Source organism: Enterococcus sp. AZ188, from assembly GCF_050544075.1.
In the GTDB taxonomy this organism is placed as follows: Bacteria; Bacillota; Bacilli; order Lactobacillales; family Enterococcaceae; genus Enterococcus_D; species Enterococcus_D entomosocium.
Genome location: NZ_CP172943.1, coordinates 3338456 through 3351453, shown reverse-complemented (window position 1 = coordinate 3351453; position 12998 = coordinate 3338456). Strand labels below are relative to the sequence as shown.

Annotated in this window: 11 protein-coding genes; all 11 read left to right on the top strand. The window is 45.2% G+C overall.

Annotated features, from left to right (window positions below):
- Window positions 1-45 precede the first annotated feature (45 nt).
- The 11 genes from IGI86_RS15380 to IGI86_RS15330 all read left to right on the top strand — a co-directional run bounded on the left by IGI86_RS15380 (window position 46) and on the right by IGI86_RS15330 (window position 12988).
- Window positions 46-1596, top strand: coding sequence for an ABC transporter permease (locus IGI86_RS15380; protein ID WP_140966116.1), 1551 nt, complete (start codon window positions 46-48; stop codon window positions 1594-1596).
- Window positions 1597-1608: 12 nt separating this feature from the next.
- On the top strand, window positions 1609-2283 hold the full coding sequence (locus IGI86_RS15375; RefSeq protein WP_005227776.1) for an ABC transporter ATP-binding protein: 675 nt from the start codon (window positions 1609-1611) through the stop codon (window positions 2281-2283).
- A complete protein-coding gene (locus IGI86_RS15370; protein ID WP_430617522.1) occupies window positions 2276-3823 on the top strand; it encodes a PASTA domain-containing protein in 1548 nt (515 codons plus the stop codon). The genes IGI86_RS15375 and IGI86_RS15370 overlap by 8 nt, the downstream gene beginning before the upstream one ends.
- 186 nt (window positions 3824-4009) lie before the next feature.
- Window positions 4010-5749: an ABC transporter ATP-binding protein gene (locus IGI86_RS15365; protein ID WP_034878268.1), complete on the top strand. Its 1740-nt coding sequence runs from the start codon at window positions 4010-4012 to the stop codon at window positions 5747-5749.
- Window positions 5688-7610, top strand: a complete 1923-nt coding sequence (locus tag IGI86_RS15360) for an ABC transporter ATP-binding protein (RefSeq protein ID WP_422709003.1) — start codon at window positions 5688-5690, stop codon at window positions 7608-7610. The genes IGI86_RS15365 and IGI86_RS15360 overlap by 62 nt, the downstream gene beginning before the upstream one ends.
- Window positions 7611-7811: 201 nt before the next feature.
- Window positions 7812-8306: a methylated-DNA--[protein]-cysteine S-methyltransferase gene (locus IGI86_RS15355; RefSeq protein WP_005233483.1), complete on the top strand. Its 495-nt coding sequence runs from the start codon at window positions 7812-7814 to the stop codon at window positions 8304-8306.
- A 103-nt stretch (window positions 8307-8409) separates the two neighbouring features.
- Entirely contained in the window at window positions 8410-9915 is a 1506-nt protein-coding gene (locus IGI86_RS15350; protein WP_194199190.1) for a phosphomannomutase/phosphoglucomutase, read from the top strand.
- A gap of 19 nt (window positions 9916-9934) precedes the next feature.
- The gene (locus tag IGI86_RS15345; RefSeq protein ID WP_005227790.1) at window positions 9935-10138 is read left to right on the top strand and encodes a hypothetical protein; all 204 of its coding nucleotides are present in this window, start codon (window positions 9935-9937) and stop codon (window positions 10136-10138) included.
- A 159-nt stretch (window positions 10139-10297) separates the two neighbouring features.
- Complete coding sequence (gene sapR / locus IGI86_RS15340) at window positions 10298-10972, top strand: two-component system response regulator SapR (protein WP_005227794.1); 675 nt, start codon at window positions 10298-10300, stop codon at window positions 10970-10972.
- The gene (sapS, locus tag IGI86_RS15335) at window positions 10969-12006 is read left to right on the top strand and encodes a two-component system sensor histidine kinase SapS (protein WP_016621950.1); all 1038 of its coding nucleotides are present in this window, start codon (window positions 10969-10971) and stop codon (window positions 12004-12006) included. The genes sapR and sapS overlap by 4 nt, the downstream gene beginning before the upstream one ends.
- 115 nt (window positions 12007-12121) lie before the next feature.
- Window positions 12122-12988 carry a GRP family sugar transporter gene (locus tag IGI86_RS15330; RefSeq protein ID WP_008379298.1) on the top strand — a complete coding sequence of 289 codons (867 nt, stop codon included), beginning with the start codon at window positions 12122-12124 and terminating at the stop codon, window positions 12986-12988.
- The last annotated feature ends 10 nt before the right edge of the window (window positions 12989-12998 follow it).

The following is a 12998-nucleotide window of genomic DNA, read 5'->3' as shown; positions in this document are numbered from 1 at the left end:
GCGATTGTTCTTGAGGGAGAAGTATGGAATAATTGTTAAAAAATAATGTCACTGGAGGAAATAACAATGAACTTTTGGCAGCGTGCATTAAAGAGTATCACCAGAAGAAAAGGGAAATCATTTATTTTATTTTTAGTTCTATTTATTTTAGGCAATGTGATCGCTGGTGCTGTAGCAATTCAACAATCCACTGCCAACGTGGAGCGAGAGACGAAACGCAAAATGGGGAACGTAGCTACGGTGGAAATGGATTGGGAAGGTTTTGAAAAAGACCATGCGGATGCTTCGGAGGAAGAGCAGTCACAAGAAGATTTTTATCCGAAACCACCAGCGCTGGATCTTTATGAGCAAATCGGTCAATTAAGCTATGTGAAATATTTTGATTACCAAAATCAAGCTTGGTTAGAAACAACAAAATTGAAAGCCTATACGCCGGAGGATGGATCGGTCGGCATGGGTGGCAACTACTTCTCTTTGAAGGGCGGAAATTTGGTTGAGCCATTAGACATGCAAGAAGGCTTGATTCGCTTGGAGGAAGGCGAGGGATTGACAGAAAAAGATGTCAGTGAATTGACGAACGCGGTATTGATCAGTAAAGAGATCGCAGAATTGAATAACCTGAGTGTCGGTGATCAATTGGTATGGGATACACGGGCAGAAGTCATGATGGAAGGTGGTTCAAGCGAGGGAGTAAGTGATGATAGTGAGGATGCGACGGACGAAACGGCTGAGAGTGGCAATCGTGTCGCGACCTTTGATTATCCCGTGACCATTGCAGGGATCTTTTCTGTAATTAAAAAGGATCAAAGCAATCAAAGTAGTTCATCAGATCAAAGTGATTCACAAAATAGTGATCAGGTATGGCAAGTGATGGAACAAATCAATACCTTTTATGCTAGCAATAATTTAGTGCAAGATTTTAACAAATTGCAGTCTGAAAAACTTTGGGGTCAAGAAGTGATCGAAGAAGAGTCAGACGCCTATTATCAACCGATCTTTGTCCTAAATTCAACGGATGACGTCGAAGCCTTTAAACAAGAAGCCGGTGCGTTATTGCCCCAATATTATCGTATCATTGCTAATACGGATCAATACGAGCAGATCGCCGGTGGCTTTACTCGGTTAGGGGTGATCGCAAATTACATCGTGATCATTGCGTCGATCGCAACCATCTTTATTATTTCCTTAGTGGTCTTGCTTTTCTTACGAGATCGGAAACAAGAATTGGGCATCTATCTCTCCTTAGGGGAAAGCCGTGGGAAAGTCATTGGACAGATCGTGATTGAAGTCTTGCTGGTTAGTTTAGCCGCACTGCTATTGTCCTTAGTGACCGGGAACTTATTAGGTGGTGCCGTTTCAAATACCTTGATGCAAAACGATTGGATGAGCAATCAAAATGATATGGGCGGTGTTTATTCTGGCGGTTTGATGGCAGCTGATATTGATTACATGGATATCAAGAATGCCTATCAAGTGTCCTTCTCAGCAGGCTACATCATTACGTATCTGCTGTTAGGTTTAGGAACCGTCTTGTTCTCAGCTATTTTACCGCTGTTGTATATTTTACGCTTGAATCCAAAGAAAATCATGATGTAGGAGGAACCAACGATGACTTTATTAGAAACCAAAGCAGTCGATTACTATTACCAAGACGGCGATCAGCGCCGCTATATACTGAAAGAGACCTCTGTTTCTTTTGAAAAAGGGACTTTCTATGCCATCTTAGGGCAATCTGGTTCAGGAAAAACGACGTTTTTATCCTTGATCAGTGCGTTGGATAGTCCGAAAAGCGGTCAAGTACTTTATGAAGGCACCGATATCGAAAAAATTGGGCATGAAAATTATCGCCGCGACGACATCAGTATCATTTTCCAAAGCTATAATCTGATTCCCTATTTGAGTGCAGTTGAAAATGTCTTAGTGCCGATGGCGATCACGAAAAATCAGCTGCCAGACAATCAGCGAGAAGTGGCATACAATTTGCTGGATTATATAGGCATCACCAAAGAAAAAGCCGATCGGCTCGTCAATCAATTATCTGGTGGAGAACAACAGCGGGTAGCGATCGCCCGGGCGTTAGCCACCAATGTCGATATCATTTTAGCGGACGAACCAACCGGGAATTTGGATGAAGAAATGGAACAAGAGATCATCGATATCTTTAAGGAGCTGGCACATGTCCACAACAAATGTGTGATCGTCGTGACCCACGCTAACGAGATCGCTCAACAAGCGGATGAAGTCTTGTATTTACGTAAAGGTGTGTTGAGTAAACATGAGTGATTTTTTATCAAATTTTAGCCCGGACAACTATGATGGCAAAAAGAAATCCGCTGGCAATAGCGAGAAAAAAACTAGCGAACCTGTCGGAGATCAAAATGCAAGAGGCGCGGAGCAAGCGAGCAAACCAGCGGAGCCAACGACGGTTCACCAATCAGAAGAGCCGACAGCTAGTGAGCCGATGAGTCGCTCGGCAGCCCGTCAACAAACACAGACGACTGAAGCAAAAGCGGCGAGTTCTGCGACTGAGAAGGTAGCATCAAAGGAACCAGTCAGCCGTTTTGGTAAAGAAGAAACGGAATTTGATCCGACCTACAAAAAGCGTCAGCAGAAAAAAATCTTGCTGATTGCTTTACTGACCGCCTTGGCGGTTGCCGTGATCGGGATCGTCTATTATCAGATGACCCATGTGAAGGTGCCGGATTTCACTGCCCAAGATCTGTCAGAAGCGCGGACGTGGGGCATGGAAGAAGGCGTCGCTATCAAAGTGGAGCAAGAATATGACTTTGACAAAGACGTCAACCAAGTAATCGACCAAAGTGTCGACCCTGAGAAAAAAATCAAGAAGGGTGCCACACTGACACTGACGGCGAGTCTCGGGCCTGATCCTGAAGAACGCTTAGAGCTACCGGATTTTTCAGCGATGCAAGTGACCGAAGCAAAAGATTGGATCGCTAGCAATAAAGCCGAAAACCTCTCTTTGATCGAACAATTTGACGACAATGTAGCAGCAGAAGCTTTTATCAAACAAGAGGCGGCCAACAAAGAGCTTGATTTAGCCGAATACAAACGCAAAGACCGTTTGAGTGTCTACTATTCAAAGGGCAAAGAAGTCTTTGAAAAAAATATTGAAGTACCTGATTTTACAGGCAAAGCCAAAAGTGAAGCTTCTGAATGGGCGAAAAAGAATGACTTGAAATACAAAGAAGAAACCGTCTTTTCTGACAGTGTCGCCCTGGATCTGGTCGTTTCACAAGAACCAGTCAAAGGTAGCAAACTTGCGAAAAAAGAAGAATTTGTGGTGAAGGTCTCAAAAGGCCAAGCTTTGACCGTTCCAGATTTTTCACAATACACGATCGAAGAAGCCCAAGGACTAGAATCAAAAATCCCGCTGCAAGTCAGCACGGTCTATTCCGATCAAGTGGCGTATGGTAGTTTCTTGAGTCAGTCGGAGGAAGCGGGCAAAGAATACAGCGAAAGCGATACTTTGCCAACTGTCAAAGTCGTCTACTCATTAGGCAGACCGTATTTGAAAGACATCCGTTTCCAAGCAACGGAAGGCGACTTGCCAAAACTATTCTTTGATGAATACAAATCAAAAGGCGCCAATGTCTATTACGAAATCTACTATGTCGATTCGGCGGAACCAAAAGGAACCGTCGTTGAAATGAGCAGCTACGGCGAGTTCATTCCCCTAGAAACGTGGATCACCATCGGTATCAGCCGCGGCAATCTGCAAGGCAGTACCCAAACACCGCCGGCAGAGGATGGCGGGGAGGCGGATGAACCGGTCAGTACCGCTGGTTCATCTGCTGCCGAATAATCTCGCAACCGACACTTTTTCACACAGCATCAAAAGGTAAGCACCCTTCTTTGGAAGGGTGTTTTTACTTACTAATTGTAAAAAAAACACGAGCGAGCCGCTTGAAATCGCTGGATCGATAAAGTAAACTTGATGGTAATGATAAAAAATGGCTCCGCAGTGCCATCTATAGAAGGGACGAAACAAATGATAAAAAAATTACTCGCGAATGTTGGCAGCTATAAGAAGGACAGCTTGCTGACCCCTGTGTATGTAGCAGGAGAGGTTGCCTTAGATGTCATTATGCCCCTGATCATGGCAATGATGATCGACCAAGGGATCGAAAAAGGAGACGCCGGTGTGATTCTAAGAGATGGCGGCTTGCTTTTTTTATGTTCCTTGATCGCGTTACTTTTAGGAACGCTTGGCGGACGAACGGCAGCGATCGCTTCGGCTGGTTTTGCCCGCAACCTGCGGCACAATCTATTTCGCCGAATCCAAGATTTTTCCTTTTCAAACATTGACCGCTTTTCTTCCTCCAGTTTGATCACCCGCTTGACCACTGACGTGACCAACGTCCAAAATGCTTATCAAATGATTATTCGTATTCTGGTCCGCAGTCCGTTAGTTCTGATTTTCTCACTTGCAATGGTTAGCACCATCAGCCCAGAGCTTATGACGATCTACTTAGTTGTTTTACCGATTTTAGCGATTGGCCTTGCTTTAGTGATTCGTTTTGCCCACCCGCTGTTTCTAAAAGTATTCCGCATTTATGACCGCTTGAATAATGTGGTGCAAGAGAATCTACAAGGGGTTCGCGTCGTGAAATCGTATGTCCGGGAAGAACAACAAGAAGAACTGTTTGGCGAAGTGTCCACCGATGTTTATCGGAATTTCACTCTTGCGCAACGAATCGTCTCTTTTAACATGCCATTGATGCAATTTGCAGTCTATACATGTATGTTGCTCTTGTCATGGTTTGGTGCCCAGTTGATCGTGGAACAAAGTAGCCTGACGACTGGTGAATTAGTCAGCATGTTCAACTACACGATGCAGATTTTGATGAGCTTGATGATGATGTCGATGGCTTTCGTGCAGATTTTGATCGCACGAACGTCGGCAGAACGGGTCGTGGAAGTATTAGATGAAGAAAGTGACTTGAAAAATCCCGCCGAGCCAGTCAAAGAAATCAAAGACGGCTCCATCATTTTTGAAAATGTCGGCTTTAGTTACGCCAATGACAAAAACAAGTTGGCGCTGACCGATGCGAATCTACGCATCGAATCCGGTGAAGTCATTGGGATCATTGGTGGAACCGGGAGCGGGAAATCCACCCTCGTCCAGCTGATCCCGCGCTTATATGATGTGATTGAAGGGCGTGTCATCGTCGGCGGTCATGATGTTCGAGACTATGATTTAGAAGCATTGCGGGACCAAGTAAGTATGGTCTTGCAAAACAATGTACTCTTTAGCGGCACCATCAACGACAATTTACGTTGGGGCAATGAAGAGGCGTCGGATGAAGAGATCCAGCGCGTGGCGACGATTGCACAAGCCGATCCCTTCATTCAAGAGTTTCCTGATAAATATGAAACGCAGATCTCACAAGGAGGGAACAATGTTTCCGGTGGGCAAAAACAACGGTTGACGATTGCTCGCGCCTTATTAAAGAAACCGAAAATCTTGATTCTCGATGATTCTACTAGTGCCGTCGACACCAAAACCGATCGCAGTATCCGCGAAGGCTTGAAACGAGAAATTCCGGGAACGACGACGATCATTATTTCCCAACGGATCAATTCGATCGAAGACGCCGACCGGATCATCGTAATGGATGATGGCAAAATCAATGGCATCGGTACCCACGAAGAATTGTTGGCAAACAATGCCATCTATCAAGAAGTGTACCATTCGCAGCAGAAAGGATTTGGTGAAGGTGAAGAATAGACAAGCAGCAAATCCCAAGCGTACATTAAAACGTTTATTGCGAACGATGTTTGGCGACTACAAAGGACAACTCCTATTCGTCGTTGTTATGATCTTGTTAAGTGCTTTTGCCAACGTTCGTGGTTCGTTGTTTTTACAAGTCGTGATCGACGATCATATCACACCGCTTTTAGGGCAAGCCAATCCTGATTTTGGCGGCTTGTTTCGGGCGATCGTCCAAATGGCGATCATCTACCTGATTGGGATCTTGGCCGCACTGATCTATAACTTTATGATGGTCAAGATCAGTGAGGGCACGCAGAAAAAAATCCGTGACCAAATGTTTACACATATGCAGTCTCTACCAGTCGGCTACTTTGATGCCCGCTCAGATGGCGACATCATGAGTCACTTTACCAACGATACGGACACGTTGCGTCAAATGATCTCCCAAAGTATTCCAAACTTGATGATGGCGACGGTAACCTTTTGTTCTGTCTTTATCGCCATGTTCTCCATCAGTGTTCCATTGACTCTGTTCGTGATGCTGTCGGTTATTTTGATGCTGAATGTGATCCGCATCATTTCTCGCCGCAGCGGCCGCTTCTTTGGCGCACAGCAACGAGATTTAGGCGCTGTCAACGGGTATATCGAAGAAATGATGCACGGACAAAAAGTCGTCAAAATCTTCAATCATGAAAAAATCGTCATGGAAGAATTTGATGCCTTAAATGATCAACTGCAAGAAAGTGCCACTAAAGCCAATGTCAATGCCAATACCTTGATGCCGATCATGATGAACTTACTAAATGTCCAATATGTCTTGATCGCCATCATTGGTGGCCTGTTTGCCATCAATGGTGTTTCTGGACTGACGGTCGGGATGATCGCTTCTTTCTTGCAACTGAGCCGTTCATTGAATGGCCCTATCAGCCAAGTATCACAACAAATCAACTTTGTGATCATGGCATTAGCCGGTGCTGAGCGAATTTTCAACCTATTAGATGAAACGCCAGAAATCGATCATGGCTACGTCACACTGGTCAATGCCAAATGGTCGCAAGGTCAACTAGTTGAAACCAAAGAACGAACAGGCACGTGGGCGTGGAAACATCCCCACGAGGATGGAACCATTACCTATACGGAAGTGACGGGAGACGTGCGGTTTGAAGATGTTGATTTCGGCTATGTCGATAATCAACTGGTCTTACATGAGATCAATCTGTATGCAGAGCCTGGGCAAAAAGTTGCCTTTGTTGGTGCAACAGGTGCTGGTAAGACAACGATTACCAATCTGATCAATCGGTTCTACAACATCCAAGATGGGAAGATTCGCTATGATGGTATCAATATTGAAAAAATCCATCTGGAATCCCTCCGTCGCTCATTAGGAATCGTTTTGCAAGACACCCATTTGTTTACTGGAACGATTCGCGAGAATATTCGCTTCGGAAAACTGGATGCTAGTGATGAAGAAGTGCTGGCAGCAGCGAAACTAGCCAATGCCGACATGTTTATCAACCATTTGCCAGAAAAATACGACACCGTGATCACGGGCGATGGCGAAGGGCTTTCCCAAGGTCAACGGCAGCTGTTGGCAATTGCTCGCGCAGCGATCGCTGATCCGCCAGTGATGATCTTAGACGAAGCCACCTCAAGCATCGATACCCGTACAGAGCGTATCGTCCAATCAGGGATGGATCGTTTGATGTCTGGACGGACCGTGTTTGTGATCGCCCATCGATTGTCTACAATCCAAAACTCCGATGCCATCATGGTGATGGATCATGGCCGTATCATTGAGCGGGGGACCCATGAAACGCTGTTGGCAGAAAAAGGCACCTATTATCAGCTATATACTGGGAAAATCGAATTGGATTGATTCTGCCATTGCTACGGCTTGAAGCTGCAGCGACTGGCGATCTGCCTATTTTCCCCTTGTTTGCAACGACCGATTGGCAGTAAGCCAGTCGGTTTTTTTGCGCAGCTCGAAAAAATGGTATACTGTCACTGAGACAGCCGTAGAACGGCGGCAGCACGTAAGCAGTTGTGCTGCGGAAAATGGATTCCACGAGGTGAAAATATGAAACTAGCATTGGCAAAGATCGTTTTAGACGAAGAATGGTATGAGGTGGTCCAATCGGAAAAAGGGCTAGTGTATTTTGGTCGGCAGCAGGATCATCATGAATTACTCAAATTCTTTCCATTGGCTGAAATCAGTAGTATAGCTGACCTTGATCCAGTAATTGAAACGCAGCTGCAAGCTTATTTTGCAGGGGAACCAGTGACGTTTACTTTTGCGTTTGATTTTGTAGGGACACCGTTTCAACAAACCGTTTGGCAAGCACTGACCCAAATTCCTTATGGTGAAACCACTACGTACAGTGACTTGGCGCTGCGCATTCAACGTCCGACCGCTGTCCGAGCTGTCGCCAACGCAGTGGGGCGTAACCCAATGATGATCGTGGTTCCTTGTCATCGGGTGTTAGGAAAAAACGGCCGCTTGACGGGGTATCGGGGCGGGTTAGCAACCAAACGCCGACTACTGCAACTGGAAGGGATTCCGTTTAAAGAATAAGGAAAGTAAACTATTTATAGTAAAAAATACTAAAAAGCAATTTCATTTCCTTTTTTCTCTGGTATAATAAAATTGATTCCGGTTACAAGAAGGGGTGGAGGAAATGAACATCGTTGATTTGCAAAATGGTTCTGATATCCGAGGGATTGCGATCGCAACAGAAAAAGAACAGGTGACGCTGACGGAGCAAGCGGTTCGGCAAGTTGCTTCGGGCTTGCGCAACTGGTTGGAAACAAAGGGCAGCGGACCTTTTCGCGTGGCGGTCGGTCGTGACAGTCGCTTGAGTGGCGAAGCACTGCAAGAAGTGTTGATGGCACAGCTGCAGCAAGAAGGCGTGGCAGTGATCGATTGTGGCTTGGCAACGACACCAGCCATGTTTATGAGCACACAGTTTGCGGATTTCGACTGTGATGCTGGTGTGATGCTGACAGCGAGTCATTTGCCTTATTACTTTAATGGAATAAAAATTTTCAGCCGCCAAGGCGGTGCCGAAAAAATGGATATCCACTATATTTTGACCCACACTACCGTTCATGAGGCAGCGGAAAAAGGAAGCTATCAGCAAAAAGACCTGCTGACGCCTTATGCCCAAGATCTACTGCAAAAAATTCGCCAAGGGATGGGAACCAGTGAGGAAAAACCTTTGGCTGGATTAAAGATCATTGTTGATGCAGGCAATGGTGCCGGCGGCTTTTTTGCTGAAAAAGTGTTGCTGCCGCTAGGGGCAGATACGAATGGCTCGCAATTTTTAGAACCGGATGGGCATTTTCCCAATCATATCCCTAATCCAGACAATAAAGAGGCGATGGCAAGTATTCGTGAAGCCGTCTTACGAGAACAAGCCGATCTAGGCATTATTTTCGATACCGATGTCGACCGCTCGGCTGTCGTGACCAAAAGCGGTGAGCCATTGAACCGCAACAATATGATTGCTGTATTAAGCAAGATCATCTTAGCGGAACACCCTGGCACGCGTATCGTCACTAATTCACCAACCTCTAATCATTTAAAAACCTTTATCGAAGCACTGGGAGGGCAGCAAGTACGCTATATTTCTGGCTATCGTAATGTGATCAACAAAGCGATCGAATTGAATGAAGCAGGACTGGACACACAGTTAGCCATCGAAACCAGCGGGCATGCCGCGTTTAAAGAAAATTTCTTTTTAGATGACGGGGCGTACGTGATCGCCAAGCTCTTGATGATGCTGCCACAATTGCAACAGCAAGGCACGACACTGGATGAGCTGATCGCGGCGTTGCAACAACCCGCCGAGACCCAAGAATTGCGCTTTGCGATCCAAAAAGCCGACTATCAAGACTATGGTCGCCAAGTGATCGCGGATTTAGCCGATCATTTGCTACCGGGCTGGCAGATCGATCCAGAAAACGAGGAAGGCATTCGCATCAACTTGACAGCGCCCTATGGCCAAGGCTGGTTCTTGCTGCGAATGAGCTTGCACGAACCACTGCTGGTGCTGCAGATCGAAAATGATGAAGCGGGTCATCTACCGGCAGTCGTTCAAGCAATCGGTCGCTTCCTATCGCAGTATGAAGCCATCGATCAAAGTAAACTGACACAGTTTTTAGCACAGCAACCAAAAATTTGAAGAAAAGCAGGGAACTAAAATGGTGATCTTGATGCTGCTGATCATGGCAGTGACGTATGGTGTGAATTTTTTCTTGTTTCGTTATTTGAACAAACGACCAAAAATCGATGTCGTTGAACGGTTATCAATGCTATTAGGTGTCAACATGAGTGTGCTTTTTTTCGATGGGATTTTATTGTTTATCGGAAAACTACTAATTGAGACTGTTGAGATCATCGAGTAACCTAGTCGTCCGTTTTTTGTTTGCCTCTTCACTGATTCCTCAGGACAGTGAAGAGGTTTTTTAGGGTTTGCTAAAAACGGCGATTAATGTTCGCATTCGTTTTTGATATTTGATAAAGTAAAGAGGAGAAAATTACGCAAAGTGAGGGAATTCACGGATATGGCAAAAATAATGGTAGTAGAAGATGAAGCGGTGATTCGCCAACTGATTATCGAAGAACTAGAAAAATGGCAGTTTGAGACCTTTGGCACGACGGATTTCCATCAAGTGTTGACTGACTTTGAAGAACAAGAGCCCCAACTGATTTTACTGGATATTAATTTGCCGGTTTTTGATGGCTACTATTGGTGTCAAAAAATCCGCGAAGCTTCCAAAGTACCAATCATTTTTATTTCCAGTCGCAATACCAATATGGATATGATCATGGCCATGAATATGGGGGCGGACGATTTTGTGACAAAACCTTTTGAGATCGACGTTCTGATTGCAAAAATCAATGCCTTATTGCGCCGTTCCTACAACTATGTAGAAAGCAGCAGCGAGACGTTAGTGCATAACGGTTTGACCCTCAATATCGACAACAGCAGCATGTATATCAATGGCGAAAGCATCGATCTTAGCAAAAACGAATACCGCCTGCTGTATATTTTGATGAAAAATCACGGCAAGATTTTAAGTCGTGAAAAACTCTTGCGGGCCTTATGGGATGACGAGCGTTTTGTAGATGACAATACCTTGACGGTCAATATCAATCGTTTGCGACGAAAAATCGAACAAGCGGGGATGAATGGCTACATTGAAACCAAGGTTGGTCAAGGGTATATCGTACCATGACAAAGTGGCGGGTTTTGCGCAGTTTTTTGAAAGATCGTTGGCTGCTGTTTATTGGCTGGCTGGTCTTTTTCGTGTTGACGGTCTTAGTTTTTTGGCTGACTCCTCATTCCCCGATGGATTGGGGTACAGTCGGCTATCTCTTTTTGATGCAAAGTGTCTTGATGGTGTTCTTTTTGGCAATCAGCTACTTATCTAAGCGGCGTTTTTGGCAAAAAATCACCCCCAAGCCCGGAGACAGCTTGCTGCAAAACTACTTGCAAGGAGCACGCTCGGCGGAAGAAGAACGGATCGAATCTTACATCAATCAGTTGATCCGAGAGCACCAAGAATTGATGCAGCAAGTCGTCAGCAATCAAGAAGAACAAAAGGAATACATCGATTCGTGGGTCCATGAAATCAAAGTACCTTTAGCCGCATCACGATTGCTTTTGCATTCGATCGAATTTGATATTCCAGATGAAAAATTCATCTTACTAGAAAATGAATTGAACCGCATGAACGAATACGTCGAGCAAGTCTTGTACGTCGCCCGTTTGGACAGCTTTTCAAAAGATTATCTGGTCCAAGAAATTTCATTGAAAGCCGTCATCCAGCCGGTTTTACGCAGTCAGGCAAATTATTTTATCCAAAAGAACCTGCACTATGCCGTTGAAGGTGAGGATCAGCAAGTGTTGACCGATGAAAAATGGCTCGGCTTTATCTTTCGACAATTGGTCAGCAATGCCGTTAAGTACACACCACAAAATGGGCAGCTGACAATTCGGATCGAAAAAGATGCCCAAGGAACCTATCTCCACTTGCAAGATAGTGGGATCGGCATTCCTAAAGAAGACATGCGTCGCATCTTTGATAAAGGCTTTACGGGCGAAAATGGGCGCCAAACGGACACCCACTCGACGGGATTAGGGCTCTTTTTAGCGAAAAGTTTAGCGAAGGAATTAGGCATCGAGCTAACGGCTTCGTCGACAGTTGGAAAAGGAACCACCATGACGCTGTTCTTTCCCTTGTTGAGTTATTATGAGGAAAAACGCTAATCTGCTTTTTTTCGAGTATCTTTTTGTGTTTTTTGACAAAAATCACTTGTCCCTAGAACGTTTTCACTGATACACTAAAGCCTGTGTTTAAAATTGAATGGTAAGGATGAATGAAATGGAGATACTCGTTGCATTAGTACCAATGTTTGCGTGGGGCAGCATTGGTTTAGTAAGTGCCAAACTTGGCGGGGATGCGAACCAGCAAACGCTAGGAATGACGATTGGTGCCTTTTTCTTTTCTCTGGTCGTATATTTTGTGACGATGCCAGTGATTGATGGAAAGGTGATTTTGATCGGTCTTTTGTCTGGTCTCTTTTGGTCCGTCGGTCAAAACGGTCAATTCCATGGCATGAAATATTTAGGTGTGTCTGTTGGACTGCCGCTTTCAACCGGCATGCAGCTGATTTTAAATACGGTCGCCGGTGCATTGTTTTTTGCGGAATGGACCCAGACCCGCGATTATGCATTAGGTGTTAGCGCGTTGATCTTATTGGTGATCGGGGCTTATCTGACCGCTCGCCAAGATGGTGAAAGTCCGGTAGAAGCCGGCAGCAAGATGCTTGATTTTCCTAAAGGATTTCGGGCATTGATCTCATCCACTATTGGGTACGGCGCCTATACGATTTTGATTACTTGGGCAGGATTGGACCCATTGGCGATCATTTTGCCACAAAGTGTCGGGATGCTGATCGGTGCCAGCCTATTTGCTTTAAGAAAGACGAAGGTCGACCGTTTTGTAGGGAAAAATACCTTGTCAGGATTGTTATGGGGCATCGGCAATGTCTGCATGCTGATCACGGTTCAGCAAGTCGGACTAGCGGTGGGCTTCTCATTGTCGCAGATGGGAATCATCATTTCAACGCTAGGCGGGATTTTTATTCTCGGCGAAAAGAAAACCAAAAAAGAACTGCGGTATGTGGTGATTGGTTGTCTGCTGGTGATTATCGGCGGTGTTTTGCTGGGGTATATGAAAGCAACATAAACGTATATTT

Coding starts and splice junctions, on each gene's coding strand:
- IGI86_RS15380 (WP_140966116.1), top strand. CDS start 46: ATGTCACTGGAGGAAATAACAATGAACTTTTGGCAGCGTGCATTAAAG.
- IGI86_RS15375 (WP_005227776.1), top strand. CDS start 1,609: ATGACTTTATTAGAAACCAAAGCAGTCGATTACTATTACCAAGACGGC.
- IGI86_RS15370 (WP_430617522.1), top strand. CDS start 2,276: ATGAGTGATTTTTTATCAAATTTTAGCCCGGACAACTATGATGGCAAA.
- IGI86_RS15365 (WP_034878268.1), top strand. CDS start 4,010: ATGATAAAAAAATTACTCGCGAATGTTGGCAGCTATAAGAAGGACAGC.
- IGI86_RS15360 (WP_422709003.1), top strand. CDS start 5,688: ATGCCATCTATCAAGAAGTGTACCATTCGCAGCAGAAAGGATTTGGTG.
- IGI86_RS15355 (WP_005233483.1), top strand. CDS start 7,812: ATGAAACTAGCATTGGCAAAGATCGTTTTAGACGAAGAATGGTATGAG.
- IGI86_RS15350 (WP_194199190.1), top strand. CDS start 8,410: ATGAACATCGTTGATTTGCAAAATGGTTCTGATATCCGAGGGATTGCG.
- IGI86_RS15345 (WP_005227790.1), top strand. CDS start 9,935: ATGGTGATCTTGATGCTGCTGATCATGGCAGTGACGTATGGTGTGAAT.
- sapR (WP_005227794.1), top strand. CDS start 10,298: ATGGCAAAAATAATGGTAGTAGAAGATGAAGCGGTGATTCGCCAACTG.
- sapS (WP_016621950.1), top strand. CDS start 10,969: ATGACAAAGTGGCGGGTTTTGCGCAGTTTTTTGAAAGATCGTTGGCTG.
- IGI86_RS15330 (WP_008379298.1), top strand. CDS start 12,122: ATGGAGATACTCGTTGCATTAGTACCAATGTTTGCGTGGGGCAGCATT.